17 protein-coding genes are annotated in these 17,373 nt (G+C 73.6%); 7 read left to right on the top strand and 10 right to left on the bottom strand.

Annotation, left to right across the window (positions count from 1 at the left end; all coding sequences use genetic code 11):
* Positions 1 to 118 precede the first annotated feature (118 nt).
* A complete protein-coding gene (locus tag AMK19_RS06900; protein WP_073808942.1) occupies positions 119 to 1,105 on the top strand; it encodes an Lrp/AsnC family transcriptional regulator in 987 nt (328 codons plus the stop codon).
* Positions 1,106 to 1,120: 15 nt separating this feature from the next.
* Here AMK19_RS06900 and AMK19_RS06895 read toward each other — a convergent pair whose 3' ends face one another.
* Positions 1,121 to 2,122, bottom strand: a complete 1,002-nt coding sequence (locus AMK19_RS06895) for a helix-turn-helix domain-containing protein (RefSeq protein ID WP_073808941.1) — start codon at positions 2,120 to 2,122, stop codon at positions 1,121 to 1,123.
* Between the two features lie 56 nt (positions 2,123 to 2,178).
* Between AMK19_RS06895 and AMK19_RS06890 the strand changes: the two genes are divergently transcribed.
* Positions 2,179 to 3,450: an MFS transporter gene (locus AMK19_RS06890; RefSeq protein WP_083646548.1), complete on the top strand. Its 1,272-nt coding sequence runs from the start codon at positions 2,179 to 2,181 to the stop codon at positions 3,448 to 3,450.
* On the opposite strand, the gene AMK19_RS06885 is transcribed toward AMK19_RS06890, so the two are convergent.
* The 8 genes from AMK19_RS06885 to AMK19_RS06850 all read right to left on the bottom strand — a co-directional run bounded on the left by AMK19_RS06885 (position 3,396) and on the right by AMK19_RS06850 (position 8,804).
* Entirely contained in the window at positions 3,396 to 3,833 is a 438-nt protein-coding gene (locus AMK19_RS06885; protein WP_073808939.1) for a hypothetical protein, read from the bottom strand. The genes AMK19_RS06890 and AMK19_RS06885 overlap by 55 nt on opposite strands.
* Positions 3,834 to 4,099: 266 nt before the next feature.
* Complete coding sequence (locus tag AMK19_RS06880) at positions 4,100 to 5,482, bottom strand: 8-oxoguanine deaminase (protein ID WP_073808938.1); 1,383 nt, start codon at positions 5,480 to 5,482, stop codon at positions 4,100 to 4,102.
* A 25-nt stretch (positions 5,483 to 5,507) separates the two neighbouring features.
* A complete protein-coding gene (gene pucL, locus AMK19_RS06875) occupies positions 5,508 to 6,404 on the bottom strand; it encodes a factor-independent urate hydroxylase (protein WP_073808936.1) in 897 nt (298 codons plus the stop codon).
* A gap of 43 nt (positions 6,405 to 6,447) precedes the next feature.
* Entirely contained in the window at positions 6,448 to 6,780 is a 333-nt protein-coding gene (gene uraH, locus AMK19_RS06870; protein ID WP_073808935.1) for a hydroxyisourate hydrolase, read from the bottom strand.
* A gap of 37 nt (positions 6,781 to 6,817) precedes the next feature.
* On the bottom strand, positions 6,818 to 7,330 hold the full coding sequence (uraD, locus tag AMK19_RS06865; RefSeq protein ID WP_241844283.1) for a 2-oxo-4-hydroxy-4-carboxy-5-ureidoimidazoline decarboxylase: 513 nt from the start codon (positions 7,328 to 7,330) through the stop codon (positions 6,818 to 6,820).
* 120 nt (positions 7,331 to 7,450) lie between these two features.
* Positions 7,451 to 7,822 (bottom strand): helix-turn-helix domain-containing protein, encoded by a 372-nt coding sequence (locus AMK19_RS06860; protein WP_073808932.1) that lies wholly within the window; start codon positions 7,820 to 7,822, stop codon positions 7,451 to 7,453.
* Positions 7,819 to 8,148: a thiamine-binding protein gene (locus tag AMK19_RS06855; protein WP_241844282.1), complete on the bottom strand. Its 330-nt coding sequence runs from the start codon at positions 8,146 to 8,148 to the stop codon at positions 7,819 to 7,821. Before AMK19_RS06855 ends, AMK19_RS06860 begins: the two co-directional genes overlap by 4 nt.
* A gap of 128 nt (positions 8,149 to 8,276) precedes the next feature.
* Complete coding sequence (locus AMK19_RS06850; RefSeq protein ID WP_073808930.1) at positions 8,277 to 8,804, bottom strand: GNAT family N-acetyltransferase; 528 nt, start codon at positions 8,802 to 8,804, stop codon at positions 8,277 to 8,279.
* Between the two features lie 127 nt (positions 8,805 to 8,931).
* Here AMK19_RS06850 and allB point away from each other — a divergent pair, with 127 nt between their 5' ends.
* From allB to AMK19_RS06835, 3 genes are all read left to right on the top strand, one after another.
* Positions 8,932 to 10,290, top strand: coding sequence for an allantoinase AllB (allB, locus tag AMK19_RS06845; RefSeq protein ID WP_241844281.1), 1,359 nt, complete (start codon positions 8,932 to 8,934; stop codon positions 10,288 to 10,290).
* Positions 10,291 to 10,325: 35 nt separating this feature from the next.
* Entirely contained in the window at positions 10,326 to 11,510 is a 1,185-nt protein-coding gene (gene alc / locus AMK19_RS06840) for an allantoicase (protein WP_274536956.1), read from the top strand.
* Between the two features lie 66 nt (positions 11,511 to 11,576).
* A complete protein-coding gene (locus tag AMK19_RS06835; RefSeq protein WP_073808929.1) occupies positions 11,577 to 12,362 on the top strand; it encodes an IclR family transcriptional regulator in 786 nt (261 codons plus the stop codon).
* A 333-nt stretch (positions 12,363 to 12,695) separates the two neighbouring features.
* Here AMK19_RS06835 and AMK19_RS06830 read toward each other — a convergent pair whose 3' ends face one another.
* Positions 12,696 to 13,697, bottom strand: coding sequence for a helix-turn-helix domain-containing protein (locus tag AMK19_RS06830; protein WP_073809607.1), 1,002 nt, complete (start codon positions 13,695 to 13,697; stop codon positions 12,696 to 12,698).
* A 226-nt stretch (positions 13,698 to 13,923) separates the two neighbouring features.
* On the opposite strand from AMK19_RS06830, the gene AMK19_RS06825 reads away from it, so the two are divergent.
* Both AMK19_RS06825 and helR read left to right on the top strand, forming a co-directional pair.
* Positions 13,924 to 14,985: a DUF2776 family protein gene (locus AMK19_RS06825; protein ID WP_073808927.1), complete on the top strand. Its 1,062-nt coding sequence runs from the start codon at positions 13,924 to 13,926 to the stop codon at positions 14,983 to 14,985.
* A 198-nt stretch (positions 14,986 to 15,183) separates the two neighbouring features.
* Positions 15,184 to 17,370: an RNA polymerase recycling motor ATPase HelR gene (gene helR / locus AMK19_RS06820; protein ID WP_073808926.1), complete on the top strand. Its 2,187-nt coding sequence runs from the start codon at positions 15,184 to 15,186 to the stop codon at positions 17,368 to 17,370.
* The last annotated feature ends 3 nt before the right edge of the window (positions 17,371 to 17,373 follow it).

Below are 17,373 nucleotides of genomic sequence, written 5' to 3'. Positions count from 1 at the left end.
CATCGGCCGCCGGGTGGGCGCGGACCAGCTTCACCCGTGCGGGCGAGAAACCGGCAAGCGATCCCAGGAACCGTGCAGCAACCTCCACACAGACCGACCAGTGTGTGAGGATTCCTCCGTGCACGACGACCTCGACCACAGAATCATCCACGCGCTCTGCTGCGCCCCGCGGTCCTCCTTCCGCCGCCTCGGCGAGATCATCGGGGTGTCCGAACAGACCGTGGCCCGCCGCTACGCCGCGCTGCGCCGCGACGGGGTGATCCGCGTCGTCGGTCTGAACAGCCCGATCGGCCAGGGCCGCGGCGACTGGATCGCGCGGCTGCGGTGCCGCCCGGACGCCGCGGGGCCGGTCGCCGACTCGCTCGCCCGCCGGCCCGAGGTCGGCTACGCGAGCATCGCCTCCGGCGGGTCGGAGATCATCTGCGCCATCCGCTCGACGGGTGGGCGCGACGACGTGCTGCTGCGGCAACTCCCGAAGGCCGCCTCGATCCGCGACATGAGCGTCGACCTGATCATCCACGCCTTCGGCCCGCCGGGCACGGCCGGCTGGAGCGCCGGCAGGCGCGCCCTCACCGAGGAACAGCTGCGACTGCTGGCCGCCGAGCGCCCCGTACCCGCCGGGCCGCCGCTCGCCCCCACCGACGAGGACCGCCCGCTGTTCGACGCCCTGGCGGAGGACGGCCGCGCCTCCCACACCCGCCTCGCGGAGGTCACCGGCTGGTCCGCGGCCCGCGTCGCCCGCCGACTGGAGGCGCTGGAGGCCGGCGGCAGCCTCACCTTCGCCGTCGACATCCTGGCCGAACGCCTCGGCCACGAACTCAACGCCATCCTCTGGCTCCAGGTCGACCTGCCCGAACTTCACCGGGTCGGCGAGGAGTTGGGACGCCACGACGAGTCCGCCTTCGTCGCGGCCACCAGCGGCAAGCACAACCTGATGGCCATCGTGGTCTGCCGCGACACCGCCGACTTCTACCGCTACCTCAGCGGCCGGCTCGCCGAGATCGACGGCATCAGGGGCTACGAGATCAGCGTCCGCGCCCGCCGCCTCAAGCAGTCCGTCTCCCTCATCCACCAGGGGCGGCTGATCCACCCCGCGCTGGGCTGAGCCGCTGCCGAGGGCCTACGACCCGCCCGCGACCAGGGCGTCGCCCAGTGCGGAACGCGCGTACAGGACGGAGCGGCCGGCGCGGGTGCGGGTCAGCAGGCCGGCGGTGGCCAGCGCCGAGAGGTGACGGCTGACCGCGCCCGGGGTGACGGACAGCCGGTGCGCGAGGGCCGTGGTGGAGGCCGGCTGGTCGAGCAGGAGCAGCAGGCGGGCCCGCGGCGGTCCGATCAACTCGGCCAGCGCGTCCGGGACTCGGAGCGGCGAACTCTCGCCCATCAGGGCCCGGCCGCGCGCCGGATAGCTGATCGCCGGCGGCTCGTCCGCGTCGATCACGGTGTGCGCGCCCAGCGCGAACAGCGTCGGGACCAGCACCAGACCCCGGCCCGCCACCGGCGTGTACCGGCCGCCCAGCGCCTGCACCCGCGGGTCCGGGTCGTCCAGCCGCAGCACCCCCGCCTGCCAGGACAGCCGGTGGTCCAGCTCCGCGAACAGCCCCTCCGCGCCGCGCTCCGCGAACATCCGCCCCCGGTACGCCAGATCGGCCTCCAGCACGGTCCGCGCCCGCGGCCACCACTGCGGCAGCAGGCAGCGTTCCCAGTACGCCCGCAGCTGCGCCACGCAGCGCGCCAGCAGCTCCGCCGGATCGTCGGCCAGCGCCTCGGCCACCGACTCCGGCATCGGCGCGCCGTCGCCCCGGTAGGCCGCCGCGAAGTCCTTCGCCACCGTCTCCGGCGGCGTCCCCGCGATCGTCGCCAACTCGCTCTCGACGGACGGCCGTTGGCAGGTGGGGCGGGGCGTCAGGAAGTCCGGCGCCCAGGCCCGGGGCGTCACCAGGGCGTCCAGCAGCGCGGTGTCCAGGGTGCGGTACTCCGCCTCCCAGGACTCCGTCCAGCGGCGCTGCCACGGGTACTTGGCCGCGTGGCGGCGCGTCCGCAGGCTGAACACCGCCTCCTGCAGCGGGGAGTAGGTGATCCAGGTGGTGGCGAGGTCGTCCACGCCGAAGGCGAACTCGAACATTGACCCCAACGGTAAAAGGATTCCGGGCAGTTGGGAACCCTGGTGTCCTGACGCCCATGACCGCGACCACCGCCGCGCCCTCCGGGCGCCGCTCCCTGCTGCCCGCCGAACCGGTGCTGCGCCGACTCGCCGTGATGACCGGCGTCAACACCGTCGGCAACGGCCTCTACTACTCCGTCAGCGCGCTCTACTTCACCCGCCAAGTCGGGCTCAGCGCCGGACAGTTGGCGCTCGGGCTCGGCGCCGCCGGGGTCGCCGGGATGCTGGCCGGCGTCCCGTTCGGGCGGCTCGCCGACCGGGTCGGGCACCGCCGACTGCTGTACGTCCTCGGGCCGTTGCAGGGACTGGCCGTGCTCGGCTACGTCTTCGTGCACGGATTCGCGCCGTTCGTCGCCGCGATCGTCGTCGCCACCGTGCTGGAACGCGGCGCGGTCGTGGTGCGCAGCGCGCTGATCGCGCACCTGCTGCCCGCCGCCGACCAGGTCCGCTCCCGGGCGCTGCTGCGGTCGGTGATGAACGCCGGGCTGATGCTCGGCGGCGCGGGCGCGATGATCGCCCTCCAACTGGACAGCCACTGGGCGTACGCCACCGTGCTGGTCCTGGACGCGGCGAGCTTCGCCGCGACCTCGCTGCTGCTGCGGGGCCTGCCGGACGCGACCGTGCCCGCCGGGGAACGCGAACGCACCGGGCGGCCGCGGACCGCGCTCGCCGACCGGCGCTACCTGCTGGTCGCGTTCCTGCACGCCGTGCTGGAACTCCAGTTCGCCATGCTGGAGATCGGCATCCCGCTGTGGATCGCCGTCCACACCTCCGCGCCGCGCGCCCTGGTCGCCGTGGTCGCCGTCGTCAACAGCCTCTCCGTGGTGCTGTTCCAGGTCCGCGCCAGCCGCGGCGTCGTCGACATCCGCTCGGCGGCCCGGGCCTGCGCCCGCGGCGGCATCCTGCTCGGCGCGGCCTGCCTGGTCTACGCGGCCGCCGGCGGGCGCGGCACCGCGACCGCCGTGACCCTCGTGCTGGCGGGCGTGCTGCTGCACTCGCTCGCCGAACTGCTCACCTCCGCCGGCGGCTGGACGCTCAGCCTCGACCTCGCCGACCCCGCCGCGCACGGCGAGTACCAGGGCGTCTTCATGAGCGGGCAGGCCGGGTCGCACGTGATCGGGCCGCTGATCGTCACCGCCACCGTGCTCACCCACGGCGTCGCCGGATGGGCCGTGCTCGGCGCACTGCTGGTGGCGGCCGGACTGGCCATGCCGGCGGCCGCGGCGGCCCGTCGTCAGTCCCCCGAGAAGCCGAACACGCCGAAGTGGGACGCCTCGCCGTCCGTGTAGAGCAGCACGAATCGGCCGGACCACCGCAGGTTCGCCTCCGCCGGCAGCTCTTCGCCCTCCACCGCCCGCCGGTACTGCGCGACCGTCGGCCGGTCCGTCCCGAAGTGGTGCATCAACCGCGCATGCGGCAGCGGCCGCACCGTCCCCAGGTCGTCGTACCCCGACGGCGCCTCGGTCACCAGCACCGCCCGCGGAATGTCCAGGATCGAGTGGGTGCCCTCCTCGCCCATGAACTCCTCGTCCTCCCAGAGCTCCTCGAGCGACTCGTACTCCCCGGCCCCGATCCACCCCGTCCCCGCGAACACCTCCGCATGCAACGCACTCAACGTCCGCTGCGGCGTCCCCCGATACACGGTCAGGTAGTCCCACCCACTGGCGCCCATCTGCACCCTCCTCCGATTTCCGCCAGGACGCTACCGCACCCGGCCGACACCGTCAGTCGCCCGACATCCCGAAGACCCCCAGGTGGGTGGCCTCCTCGCCGTTGTACAGAACGACGTACTTCCCCGTCCGCCGCAGGTCGACCTCGGTCCGAAGTAGTCGAGCAGGCTCTGCGCCGGCAGCGGGCGGAGACTGGCCAGGTCCTCCCCGCTTCGTCGTTGCCCGGACGGTACAGGCCGACACCGTCGGAGCCGGCCGGCCGGCCAGGTCAGTGGCGGGTGGTGAGGGTGTGGGCGGCTTTGGCGCAGGTTCGGGCGAGGGTGGGTTCGTCGATGGTGGTGAGGTGGCTGTGTTCGACGACGGGGGTGCCGTTGACGAGGAGGAGGGTGAGCGGGGGGAGGGCGCCGAGGACGAGGGCGGCGACGGGGTCGGCGATGGTGGAGTGGAGGAGGCCGTCGACCTTCCAGAGGGCGAGGTCGGCGAGTTTGCCGGGTTCGACGGAGCCGATCTCGGCCTGGCGGCCGAGGAGCCTCGCGCCGCCCATGGTGCCGAGACGCAGGGCCTGGCGGACGGTGAGGGCGTCCGGGCGGCCGTGCAGGCGGTTGATCAGGAGGGCGTTGCGGAGTTCGGCGCCGAGTTGGCCGGACTCGTTGGAGGCGGTGCCGTCCACGCCGAGGCCGACCGGGACGCCGGCGGCGAGCATGTCGGGCACGCGGGCGATCCCGGCGGCCAGGCGGGCGTTGGAGGACGGGCAGTGCGCGACGCCGGTGCCGGTCTCGGCGAACTTGGCGAGGTCGGAGTCGGTCATGTGGACGCAGTGCGCCATCCAGACGTCCTCGCCGAGCCAGCCCGTGGACTCGAAGTAGTCGGTGGGGCCCATGCCGAAGAGCTGACGGCAGAAGGCGTCCTCCTCGGCGGTCTCCGAACCGTGGGTGTGCAGCCGCACGCCCTTGCGGCGGGCCAACTCCGCCGATTGGGAGAGGAGTTCGGTGGAGACGGAGAACGGCGAACAGGGCGCCAGGGCGATGTGGAGCATCGAACCGAAGGACGGGTCGTGCCAGCGGTCGACCGCGGCCTCGGAGGCGGCGAGGATCTCGTCGGTGTCCTCCACCGCGTGGTCCGGCGGCAGGCCGCCGTCCTTCCGTCCGCGGTCCATCGAGCCGCGCAGCGCCGTGAACCGCAGGCCGAGCTGCTGGACGGCCTCGATGGACGCGCCGAGCAGGTCGCCCGCGCCGCGCGGGAAGACGTAGTGGTGGTCGGAGGCCGTGGTGCAGCCCGACTTGAGCAGGGCCGCCGCCGAACCCAGGCTCGCCGCGTGCACCAGCTCGGCGTCGATCCGCGCCCAGGTCGGGTACAGCGCGACCAGCCAGTCGAACAGGATGGCGTCCTGGGCCAGCCCGCGGGTCAGCCACTGGTAGAAGTGGTGGTGGGTGTTGACCAGCCCCGGCGTGAGCAGGTGCCCCTCGCCGTCGATCCGCCGCGCCACGTTCTCCAGTCCCGCCGGCGCGGGCCCGTCGCCGACCGACTCGACGGTGTTGCCGAGGACGACCACGTGCCCGCGCGCGTACTCGGTGCCGGCCGCGTCGACGGTGGCGATCGCCGCGTTCTCGATCACGATCCGCCGGTCGGCGGCCGGAGGCTGCACTGCCATGGGAGCTCCAGGGTCGCAGGGGCCGTCAGGAGACGGGGATGACCGGGGTGGTGCCCTCGCGGTGCACGGTGCCCTCGATCAGGCCGTACATCCGGTCGGCCGCGAAGTACACCTCGTTCTCGTTCTTCAGCCCGAACGGCGCGAGATCGACCAGGAAGTGGTGCTTGTTGGGCAGTTCCAGTCGCACTTCGTCCACTTCCGGGCGGTGATCGAGCACCCGGGTGCCCATCGCGTGCAGTGTCTGCTGCAACGAGTACGAGTACGTGTCGGCGAACGCCTCCAGCAGATGCCGCCTGACCTCCTGGTACGACTGGTTCCACTCCGGTTGCCGCCGGCCGTCGTTGCCGTGGAAGTCGAAGGCCCAACGAGCGGTCACCTGGGTGGCCAGGATGCGGTCGTAGGCCTCCTGGAGGGTGGTGTAGCGGTCCTTGAGGTAGCCCCAGAACTCCGAGTCGGTGGTGTTCATCACCACCAGGTCCCGCAGCCCCGAGATCACCCGGAACCGGTCGCCGTCGTACACCGCCTCGGTGGTGCGCACCTCCTGCCCGCTGCGGACGAAGGAGTGCCCGGTGTCCGTCGGGCCGCTGCGGATCCGGTCCCAGGTGTACTCCTCGACCCGGATCCGGGCGCTGCGCACCACGCCGCGCTCGGAGTGCTCCACGAAGTGCCGGGCCAGCAGCAGCGCGAAACCCTCGGCGGACTCGATGCCGTACTTCTTGGCGAACGCGTACACGGTGTTCTTGGTGCTGTCGGTGGGCAGACAGTTGGCGTTCGAGCCGGTCAGGTGGACGTCGTCGAACTCGCCGCGCAGCGAGACGGAGACGTTGAGGTCCTTGATCTCGTGACGGGTGGAGTCGCGGCGGACCCGGACGATGCGGTTCTCCGCCTTGCCGTACTGGTTCTGGCCGAGCACGTGGGCCATGACGTGTCTCCTCAACGGTGGGCGGCGGCCCGGGATCGGGGCCCTAGCTGCCGCGGTAGACCGAGTAGCCGAACGGGTTCAGCAGCAGCGGCACGTGGTAGTGGCGCTGGTCGGGCGCGACCGTGAAGACGATCGAGACCTCCGGGAAGAACGGTGAAGTCCCGGACGAGCCTTGGTACTTGGCGGTGTCGAAGAGCAGCCGGGCGGTCGTGCCGCCCGCCACGTCCGGCAGGTCCGCGGCCCGGCCGTCGGCGTCCGTGACGGAGGCGCCGAGCGGCTGCCAGCCGCCGCCGGTGCGCACGGCCAGCTCGACCGGGACGCCGGCGGCCGGGCGGCCGAGGCTGGTGTCGAGCACATGGGTGGAGATGCCGGCCATCGGACCGTCCTTGCGGTTGGCGGAAGGTGACGAAGCGTCAGGAGGTGGCGAGGAGTCGGTCGAGGCGGAGGTCGTTGATCTTGCGCAGTTCCGCGCGGACGGCCTCCGCCTCGGTGGCGGCGTCGTGCGGCAGTCGCTCGCGCACGGCGGCGAGCACGGCGGCGGCGGTGCGACCGGTCGCGCAGATCAGGAAGACGTGGCCGAACTTGGCCTCGTAGGCGGAGTTGGCGGCGGCCAGCGCGACCAGGACGGACGGCTCGGCGCCCCGGATACCGGACTGCTCGCGGGCGGAGGCGGCGTCGCCGGGCCGCGGCGTGCCGATCCGGGCATGGCCGGCCAGCGCCTCGTTCAGCTCGGACGGCGAGAGGCCCGCCGTCGCCCGGGCGTTGGCGGCGAGCAGCGCGGCGCGGTCCGGCCAGGGGCGGGACGCCGCGACGGCGGCGGCCCAGGCCGGGCTGGAGCAGATGCCGAGCAGGAGTTCGCGCAGGTGGGACGGCTCGGCGGTGGCCAGTGCGGCGAGGGGCATGGGGACGGGGGGTGGCTCGGTCACGGAGGGACCTCCTGGGGTTGGTGCCACCCGGACCAAGCTAGAGCGGGCCCGACGGGCCGTCAACACTCTGTTGAACTGTTCGTACTGTTCGTGACGACCCCGCGCGGCAGGCGGCACGGTTCAGGACTTCTCCTGCCGGTTCAGGTAGTTGTACACGGTGAACCGGCTGACGCCGAGCGCCGACGCGACGGTCTCCACCCCGTGGCGCACCGTGAACGCGCCGCGTTCCTCCAGCAGGGCGACCACCCGCTGCTTCTCCGTGCGCCCCAGCTCGGCCAGCGGGCGGCCGTCGAACTGCCGGGCCATCTCGGCCAACAGCAGGTCGAGCGCGCTGCTCAGGTGCGCCAGCCGCACCGCGACGGCAGGCGCGCCGTCCCACTCCAGGACGACGTCCTCGGGCCGCGCCTCGGCCGGGTCGACGGCGGTGGCACCGACCGCCTCCAGCAGCGGCTTCAGGGCGGCGGTGAGCGGGTGGTCGGGGGTGTCGCTCACGGCGCCTCCCGGCTGTCGGGCTCGTCCAGGGCGACGGTCGGAGCGGTGGTCGGTGCGGCGGTCGGTGCGGCGGTCGGAACGAGGGGTTGTTCCGGTGGGTCGGTCAGCACGCTGACCTGGAGCGATATTCGGCTCGCGCCGACCGCCAGGGTCTCCCGCAGGAGCCTGGTCACGGCAGCCAGCGCCTGCTCGGCGTCCCCCTCGGCGCTGGTGCCGAACGGGCCCACCGAGACGGCCAGTCCGGCTTCCTCGGCGGCCCGGCGGGCGGTCCTGGCGTGCTCGGGGAAGCCGTTCAGGTCGAACGGTTCGGTCGTGAACTCCACCATCAGTCGCACTCGATCACCTTAGCGATTACCAGATCCGATGACGGTCGGACGGGCGGATTGGATGAAGGATCGGTGGAGTTCGGCTTTCGGACTGTGGAACTCCTGTGGCGGGAGCGGCCGTGCGCCGGTCAGCGGGCGCGCATCATCACGGTGAGCCGGGGCGAGTCCGCCGAGGCAGCCTGGCCGTTGACCGGACGGTAGCCCCAACTCTCGTACAAGGACTGGACTTTGCCTTCCCCGGCGGCCGGGTTGACCATCAGCAGGACACGGCTCTCGGCGCGGCGGGCGAGCAGCTCGTCGTGGATCCGCCGGGCGGTGCCCGTGCCGCGCCACGCGGAACGGACGCCGATCTCCCGGAGGGCCAGCACGGGGGAGTCGGTGAAGCCGGCGGGCAGCGGCTCGTCCATCCGCTCCCAGTAGCGGTCGGCGGCGTCCACGGTGGTGCCGTACGCGTACCCCACCGGCAGGTCGCCGTCGTGGCCGAGGACGAGGGCGAAGCCCGGGACGGCGAGGTGCCGGTCGAGGCGCTCGGCGAACGCTTCGAGGCCGTAGTTGGCCAGGTGCAGCAGCGGGGCCCGGACATCCGCGTAGACGTCCAGCAGATCCCGGCGGACCCGGGCGCCGAGGATGGTGTGGTGACGGAGCTCGACGGTCACGCGGTGGTCCTCCTGGCGGTGCGGCCCGACGGTCGGTTGTTCGCCAAGTATGGCCCGATTACGCCGCATTGACGCGGCAGTGGGGTCGGCCTACGCTCCCAGCACTCCCGGCGTACGGAGGCCCCTGGTGTCGCTCGGCGATGGTGTGGTGTTCCGCTCCCGGCGGGTGGCGCTGCCGGACGGCGAGCGGCCCGCCGACGTGCTGGTCCGGGCCGGACGGATCGCGCAGGTCGCCGCGTACGGCGCTCTGGAGGCGGACGGGGAGCGGGAGTTGACCGACCTCGGCGGCCTCGCACTGCTGCCCGGACTGGTCGACACCCACGTGCACGTCAACGAGCCCGGCCGCACCGAATGGGAGGGCTTCGCCTCCGCGACCAGGGCCGCGGCCGCCGGCGGCGTCACCACGATCGTCGACATGCCGCTGAACTCCGTGCCGCCGACCACCAGTTCGGGAGGCCTGGCGGTCAAGCGGAAGGCCGCCGAGGGGCGGGTCTGGGTGGATGTCGGGTTCTGGGGCGGTGCGGTGCCCGGGAACACCGGCGAGCTGGAACTGCTCTACAGGGACGGGGTGTTCGGCTTCAAGTCGTTCCTCGCGCCGTCCGGGGTGGAGGAGTTCCCGCACCTGGCCGACCCGGCCGAACTGACCGCCGCACTCACCGAGCAGGCACGACTCGGCGCACTGGCGATCGTCCACGCCGAGGACCCGGCCGTGCTGGACGCCGCACCGCACGTCCCCGGCCGGCGCTACCGCGACTTCCTGGCCTCCCGCCCCGACGAGGCCGAGTCGGCGGCCGTCGCCGCACTGCTGGAGTGCGCCCGGCGCACCGGCGCCCGGGTGCACCTGCTGCACGTCTCCTCCGCCACCGTGCTGCCGCTGCTGCGCCGCGCCCGGGCGGACGGGGTGCGGGTGACCGCCGAGACCTGCCCGCACTACCTGACCTTCCTCGCCGAGCAAGTCCCCGACGGGGAGACCGAGTTCAAGTGCTGCCCGCCGATCAGGGGAGCCGCCAACCGGGAACTGCTCTGGCAGGCGCTCGCGGACGGCGAGTTCGCGGCCGTGGTCTCCGACCACTCGCCGTCGACGGTCGCACTGAAACTCGGCCGACGGACGGGCGGGAGCGGGGACTTCGCCGCGGCGTGGGGCGGCATAGCGTCGCTCCAGGTGGGTCTCCCGGCGGTGTGGAGCGAGGCGCGCAGACGCGGCCACTCGCTGGCGGACGTGGTGCGGTGGATGGCCGCCGGGCCCGCCGACCTGGTCGGCCTGACCGGCACCAAGGGCGCCGTCGCGGCGGGCTGCGACGCCGACCTGGTGGCGTTCGATCCGGACGCCGAGTTCACCGTCCGCCCCGAAGGGCTGCACCACAGGAACCCCGTCACCCCCTACGCGGGCCGCACCCTCACCGGGCAGGTCCGCCGCACCTGGCTGCGCGGGCGGCCCGTCGAACTCGGCGGCGAACCGTCCGGGCGGCTGCTCGTCCGTCGCTGAAGTCGGTCGTTGAAGTCCGTTGGGAGGAGAGTCGGTTGAGCAGTGCCGAGATCGTCGGGCAGTCGTCGTTCGGCGGGATGGTCGACCTGGCGTCGCGGGCGCTCGGGGCGGGCGTCGTCGCCACCAACGAGGACACCTTCGCCGACGCGGAGAACCTGCTGGTCGCTGCGCCCGCCGAGTTCCGGCCGCACACCTTCGGGCACAAGGGCCAGATCATGGACGGCTGGGAGTCCCGCCGGCGGCGCGGCATCAGCGCCGAACAGCCGCACCCCACCGACGAGGACCACGACTGGGTGATCGTCCGGCTGGGCGCGGCCGGACTGGTGCGCGGCGTGGTGGTGGACACCGCGCACTTCACCGGCAACTACCCCGAGACGGCGTCCGTGCAGGCCGCGTCCGTCCCCGGCCACCCCTCGCCCGCGGAGGTCGCCGCCGCCGACTGGGCCGAGATCGTCCCGCGGACGGCGCTGCGCGGCGACACCGCGCACGCGTTCGCGGTCTCCGACCCGGTGCGGTACACGCACGTCCGGCTGAACATCTGGCCGGACGGGGGTGTCGCCCGGCTCCGGGTGTACGGCGAAGTGCTGCCCGATCCACGGGAGTTGGCCGGGCTGACGTTCGACCTCGCCGCGCAGGAGCACGGCGGCGTCGCCGAGGACGCCTCGGACCGGTACTACTCGTCGCCGCACCACCTGAACGCCCCCGGGCGGGCGGCCGTGATGGGGGACGGGTGGGAGACGCGGCGGCGACGCGACAAGTCCCACGACTGGGTGCGGCTCGCCCTGGCCGGGGAGGGGGAGGTGCTGGCGGCGGAGGTGGACACCTCGTGCTTCGTCGCCAACGCACCCGGGTGGGTCGAGCTGGTGGGGGCGGGCGCGGACGGGGAACGGGTGCTGCTGCCACGGACGCGGCTGCAGCCGGACACCCGGCACCGCTACCGGCTGGCCGAGGGCGCGGCGGTCACGCATGTGCGGGTGAACGTGTACCCGGACGGAGGGCTGGCGCGGGTGCGGCTGGTGGGGCGGTTGACGGCGGCGGGGGAGGAGGCGTTGGCGCTCCGGTGGTTCAACGCGTTGCCGGAGCGGGAGGCGGGAGAAGTCGCGGCGAGCGACTGGTGGGAGGCGAGGAGAAGCGCTCTCGGCCGTTCCCCGGGAACGGGCGTCGGGGCATATGCCTGTCAAGGGGTTGGTGCTCTGGCGGGGGAATATCCGGTGAGCTGATGATGGGGGGTCGGTGGGCTGGCTACGCTGGGCGGATGGTGGGCCGCGAAGGGAGGGGGTCGGGGGATGGCGACGGTGAGCCGTGGGCGGAGTGATCTGCTGGGGCCGGGCGGTGGAGGTGCGGGGCCGTTCGGGGTTCTGCGGCGTGCGCTGCGGCTGTTGGAGGCCGTGGACCGGTACGCCGACGGCTGCACGATCGGGGAGTTGGCGCGGGCGCTGACCATGCCGGAGTCGGCGGTGCGGCAGCTCGCGGAGGAGTTGGAGACCGAGGGCTACCTGCTGCACCTGGAGGGGGTGTGGACGCTCGGCGGGGCGTTCACGCTGCTCGGCGCGCAGCACCGGGAGCCGCTGGTCCGGGCCCGGCTGCACCACCGCCTGGAGGACCTGCGGGACGAACTGGGCGCCGCCGTGTACTTCAGCCGGTACCAGGACGGCGAGTTGCTGGTGGAGGCGGTGTGCGACGGCAAGGACGCGCCGGCCGTGCACGAGTGGGTGGACTTCCGGGCCACCGCGCACGCCTCCGCGATCGGCAAGTGCCTGCTCGCCCAACTCGACCACGACGCACGGCTGGACCACTTCGCCCGCCACCCGGTGGCGCGGCTCACCGCGAGGACCATCACCGAGACCGACCGCCTGATGCACCGGCTCGACCGACAGCCCGCCACCGTCCCCGTGCTGGACCTTCAGGAGTACTCGATGGACACGGTCTGCGCCGCCGTCCCGATAGTGGCCGGGAACACGGTGGGCTGCCTGGCCACCTCGCTGCCCGTCGAACAGGCGTACCGACTGCGCGAGGCCGCCGAGCTGCTCACCGCGAGGGCCACGCCGCTGATGCTCGCGATGGCGGTGTGAACGCCTGACGGCCACGCCGGCCCTGCTGCGACAGCGGGGCCGGCGTGGCCGGCGGGCGCACTGCGGGAAGGACGCCACCGCGCAGCGCGCGGGGCGCGTCGGTCCGGAAAAGCACGACGGGGGCTGCCGCGTGGATCCGGCGATCCGTTGCGGCAGCCCCCGTCGGTTCGACGTAGTCCCCTCGTTTCCGGACCGGCAGGCGGTCCGGAGCGACGTCGAAGGTTCGAGCCCGTCCCCCCGGGCACGGGCTTCCCCCGGTGCGTTCCACCGTAGGGGGAGGGCGCGGGCCGGAGTTGGCAGCGCGTGTCCGGCGAGTTGGCGAGGGGTCGACTCTCAGGGGCAGGCGTGCCGCCGGTGGTCGCGCGGGGCGAGGCCGTACGCGGTGCGGAAGGCGCGGCTGAAGTCGTCGGGCCGGGGGATGCCGCAGCGGGCGGCGATGGTGCCGATGGGGACGGCGCGCAGAGCCGGGTCGGCGAGGTCGCGGTGCGCCTTTTCGAGGCGGAGGCGGCGGATCCAGGCGGCGACGGTGTCGCCGTCGGTGTGCAGCGCGAACAGGCGGTGCAGGTAGCCCACCGAGATGTGGTGGGCGGCGGCGACGGTGGCCGGCGACAGCTCGGGGTCGTGCAGGTGGCGGCGGACGAAGGCGCGGACCTGTTCGACGAGGGAGCGCCGACGGGCGCTCTCGGGCAGCCCGGAGTCGTCCGCCAGCTCGTCGGCCAGCCACGCGGCGACCAGGTCGACGGCGATCGGGCCGAGCCGGTCGGCGACGGCGGGGCCGAGGGTGGGGGCCTGCCGGTCGATGCTGAGCAGGAAGTCGGCGAGCACCGCCGCCGGGCCCTCGGCGGCGCGGAAGCCCCGCCCGAGCAACCGGCGCAGTCGGTGCGGCGGGACGGGCAGCAGCGCGGTGGGGAAGTCGATGCCGACGGCCTCGACGCGGGGCCGGCCGTCGGCGGCGTCGCGGGCGCCGAGCGCCCGGAGCTCGTACGGGCGGGAGCTGTCGAGCAGGGTGATGTCGCCGGGCCGGAACAGCTGGGTCTGCTCGCCGTCGCGGGTCAGCGCGAGCGCGCCGCCCTGGACGAACGTCAGGTGGAACACCCCGGGGTCGGAGCGCCGGACCCGGGCGTCGCTGCGGCGGAAGCGGGCGGACGGGAAGGAGGTGCCGAGGAAGGTCACCGGGCCGAGTTCGGAGCGGCGCAGCTCGGCCTCGAACCGGTCGAGGTCCGGGGAGGTGGCGTCGCAGTCCCTGGTCAGGCCGATCAGGTCGCGCCAGACCTCGAACCGCTCCTGCGGCCGGAGTTCCGCGAACGGGTCGACGCTCTCCGTCGCCGCGGCCATGCCGGTGCCCACCTTCCGTCGTCCCTCGGCCACTCGCCGTGTCCGGCACAGCATCTCAGGCCACCGCCGGGGCTCCGCACGGCGGGTGTCGCCGGAGGCCCGGAGCGGCCCGTGGGCCGATCGAACGAAATCGGTGGACACTCGCCGCCGGCGGGAGGGCGGGCGGCCCGGCGGGCTGAACACTGACTGCCGGCCAGAACCGGGACAGACCGATCGAGGAGACCTGGTGAACCACGGAATCAGTGTGCTGTTCCGGGCGATTCCGCTGCTCATGGGCGCGGTGTCGGCCGCGCTGGGCGGCTGGGTCGTCGCCCACTCCAGCGGGCCGAGCGCCCGGGTCGCGGGCCTGACGCTGATCTTCCTGGCCGCCGTCTGCCTCTGCCTGTTCGCCACCGTGGCGACCGTCGTCCGGCAGCTGATCGGCCGCTTCACCGCAGTGGACCGGCTCGGCTACCCGCTGTTCGGCTTCGCGGTCGCCGGCGTCGCCATCGGCTACGGGCTCCGCCTGCTGACGGAGAACCGCCGGCCGCCGCCCGACTTCGTGGCCGGGAGCGTGGTCCTCGGCCTCGGCCTGGTCTGCGTGTGTGTCTCGTCCGTGGCCGCCGTCGCCACCCGTTTCACGCTGATCGGGGAGAACGCCGCCCTTCCCGACGGCTCCCCGCCGCGCTCGCCCGCGCCGTTCCGTCCGGCCACGGCCCGGGCGCTGGTGGCGCTCCCGGTCCTCGCGGCCGCCGTCGCCGCGGCCTGGGCGACCGTCCTGCTGGCCAACGGGGGCGGCGGGGACTCCGACGGACGCTTCACGGCCGGGCACCTGGTGGTCGACCTGGCGATCGTCTGCACCGCCCTGATCGGGCTGGTGGTCAGCCTCCTGCGGCAGATCCGGAACACCTACACCCGGCGGGACCGGATGTGGTGGCTCGTCCCGGCCGCCGTGCTCGGCGCCATGGACATCACCGGGGGCCTGGTCGTCGTCACGCTGAACCCCCGGCCCGCTCAACTGGCCACCGGATACGTCCAGATCGGGCTGGGGCTGATCTGCTGGACCGTCCTCGGCGCGGTGCTGCTGCTCGCCCTCGTCTGGCGCCGCGCCGCGCCGTCGGCCCACCACGTCCCGCTGATCCCGGTCGGCACCACCCTGCTCTGCCTGTTCATGTCGGCGTTCCTGTTCGAGTCGGCCGACCCGGACGTGATCGTCGCGGCCCGGGTCCTGGTCGGCCTCGGCGCCGTCTGCTTCGCGCTGTTCGCCGTCCTCTCCGTCCTGGAGAGCGGCACCGCAGGCCGGGACTGACGAGACGACCGCCCGAAAACAGCGAAGGCAGGGAGCCGATGCTCTCCTGCCGCTATCCAACTTATACCGGACAGGGGGCCTTGCGGCAAGGCCCCCCCGGTGGCGCACAATCGCTCATCTGAACCGGGGAACCCGCGCAAACAGCGCAGACGGGGCGAAACGCGCGCAACGCCCGGCAGCGGATCGGAGAGCAGTTCCATGACCCACCAGACGACCAGCGCCTTTGCTCTGCCCGAGCGGCTCGCCGCCAAGGCGGACCCGGCCCTGATCGCCGACGACGACCGGCACTTCGCCACCGTCGCCGCCACCCTCGAACAGGACATCGCCGACCTGACCGCCCGCCTCGACCAGGCCCGCCGCAACCCCGGCGGAGCCGGCCGCGCCGCCCTGGACCGCGACAACGAGATCCACCGGATCTCGTCCCGGCTGCGGACGTTGCGCCGCTTCGGCAGCGACCTGTGCCTCGGCCGGATCGTCCTCGCCGGCCAGGACGAACCCGTGTACATCGGCCGCCTCGGCCTCGCCGGCGCCGACGGCCACCGACTGCTCATCGACTGGCGCTCGCCCGCCGCCGAACCGTTCTTCGCCGCCACCCACGCCAACCCGATGGGCCTCACCAGCCGCCGCCGCTACCGCTGGCAGCGCGGCACCGTCGGCGACTACTGGGACGAGGTGTTCACCGCCGACGCACTCGACGGCCACGCCGCCCTCGACGACCAGTCCGCGTTCATCGCCAGCCTCGGCTCCGCCCGCTCCGAGCGGATGCGCGACGTCCTCGCCACCATCCAGGCCGACCAGGACGCCGTCATCCGGGCCGGCTCGCGCGGCGCCCTCGTCCTCGACGGCGGCCCCGGCACCGGCAAGACCGTCGTCGCCCTGCACCGCACCGCCCACCTGCTGTACTCCGACCCGCGCCTCGGCCACCGCAAGGGCGGCGTGCTGTTCGTCGGCCCCCACCAGCCGTACCTGGCGTACGTCGCCGACGTGCTGCCCAGCCTCGGCGAGGAGGGCGTCCAGACCTGCACCCTGCGCGACCTGGTCCCCGAGGGCCCGGCGGTCGCGGAGGAACCGGATTCCGAGGTGGCCCGGCTGAAGGCCGCCGCCGGCATGGTCGGCGCGATCGAACAGGCCGTCGGGATCTACGAGGAACCGCCCACCGAGGCCTGCAAACTCGCCATCGAGTGGTACGAGATTTCGGTCCAGCCCGAGGACTGGTCCGAGGCCTTCGCCGCCGTCGGCCCCGGCACCCCGCACAACGAGGCCCGCGAGACCATCCTCGACGAACTCATCACCATCCTGATCGACAGGAACGCCCACGCCCTCGACGACGAGGAGCACAGCATCTCGCCCGAGATGCTCGCCCGCGAACTCCGCCGCGACCGCGAACTGCTCACCGCGCTGCGCCGCGCCTGGCCGATCCTCGAACCCACCGACCTGGTCGGCGACCTGTGGACCGTCCCCGCCTACCTGCGGCTGTGCGCGCCCTGGCTGAGCCGCGAGGAGATCCGCACCCTGCAGCGCACCGACCCCGCCGCCTGGACGCTCGCCGACCTGCCGCTGCTGGACGCCGCCCGCCGCCGCCTCGGCGACACCGCCGCCGACCGCCGCCAGCGCGCCCACCGGGCCCGGCTGGCCGCCGAACGCGAAATGATGGACGGCGTCGTCGACCACCTGCTGAACGCCGACGACGACGGCGAGGGCGCGACCATGATGCTGGGCGGCGCCGACCTGCGCGACGCGCTGATCGACCACTCCGAGCCTGAACCGGTCAACCCCGACCTGCTGGCCGGCCCGTTCGCGCACATCGTGGTCGACGAGGCGCAGGAACTCACCGACGCCGAATGGCAGATGCTGATCGCCCGCTGCCCGTCCCGCTCGTTCACCATCGTCGGCGACCGCGCGCAGGCCCGGCACGGCTTCACCGAGTCCTGGACCGAACGCCTGGAGCGGGCCGGCCTGGACCGCGTCACCCTCACCTCGCTGAGCGTCAACTACCGCACGCCCGAAGAGGTCATGGCCGAGGCCGAACCCGTCATCCGGGCCGCCCTCCCCGACGCCAACGTCCCCACCTCGATCCGCCGCAGCGGCCTGCCCGTCCTGCACGGCGCCCCCGCCGACCGCGACACCCTGCTCGCGGCCTGGCTGGCCGACCACCCCGAGGGCACCGCCTGCGTCATCGGCGACCCGACCTGGCCCGGGCTGCCCCGGGTCCGCTCGCTCACCCCCGAACTCGTCAAGGGCCTGGAGTTCGACCTGGTCGTCCTGATCGACCCGGAGGCCTTCGGCGAGGGCATCGAGGGCGCCGTCGACCGCTACGTCGCGATGACCCGCGCCACCGGGCAGCTCGCCATCCTGCGCAGCCGGCCGGTGGGCGCCGGGGGGTGAGCC

The sequence above is a fragment of the Kitasatospora sp. CB01950 genome (genome assembly GCF_001905465.1).
Lineage (GTDB): Bacteria > Actinomycetota > Actinomycetes > Streptomycetales > Streptomycetaceae > Kitasatospora.
The sequence above is the reverse complement of the archived record's forward strand: the minus strand, read 5'-3'. Positions and strand labels throughout refer to the sequence as shown.

What these genes read in the sequence shown, in the direction of transcription:
- AMK19_RS06890 (WP_083646548.1), top strand. Translation starts at nt 2,179, where the DNA reads ATGACCGCGACCACCGCCGCGCCCTCCGGGCGCCGCTCCCTGCTGCCC.
- helR (WP_073808926.1), top strand. Translation starts at nt 15,184, where the DNA reads ATGACCCACCAGACGACCAGCGCCTTTGCTCTGCCCGAGCGGCTCGCC.
- AMK19_RS06835 (WP_073808929.1), top strand. Translation starts at nt 11,577, where the DNA reads ATGGCGACGGTGAGCCGTGGGCGGAGTGATCTGCTGGGGCCGGGCGGT.
- AMK19_RS06895 (WP_073808941.1), bottom strand. Translation starts at nt 2,122, where the DNA reads ATGTTCGAGTTCGCCTTCGGCGTGGACGACCTCGCCACCACCTGGATC.
- uraH (WP_073808935.1), bottom strand. Translation starts at nt 6,780, where the DNA reads ATGGCCGGCATCTCCACCCATGTGCTCGACACCAGCCTCGGCCGCCCG.
- AMK19_RS06855 (WP_241844282.1), bottom strand. Translation starts at nt 8,148, where the DNA reads ATGGTGGAGTTCACGACCGAACCGTTCGACCTGAACGGCTTCCCCGAG.
- AMK19_RS06885 (WP_073808939.1), bottom strand. Translation starts at nt 3,833, where the DNA reads ATGGGCGCCAGTGGGTGGGACTACCTGACCGTGTATCGGGGGACGCCG.
- pucL (WP_073808936.1), bottom strand. Translation starts at nt 6,404, where the DNA reads ATGGCCCACGTGCTCGGCCAGAACCAGTACGGCAAGGCGGAGAACCGC.
- AMK19_RS06880 (WP_073808938.1), bottom strand. Translation starts at nt 5,482, where the DNA reads ATGGCAGTGCAGCCTCCGGCCGCCGACCGGCGGATCGTGATCGAGAAC.
- AMK19_RS06830 (WP_073809607.1), bottom strand. Translation starts at nt 13,697, where the DNA reads ATGGCCGCGGCGACGGAGAGCGTCGACCCGTTCGCGGAACTCCGGCCG.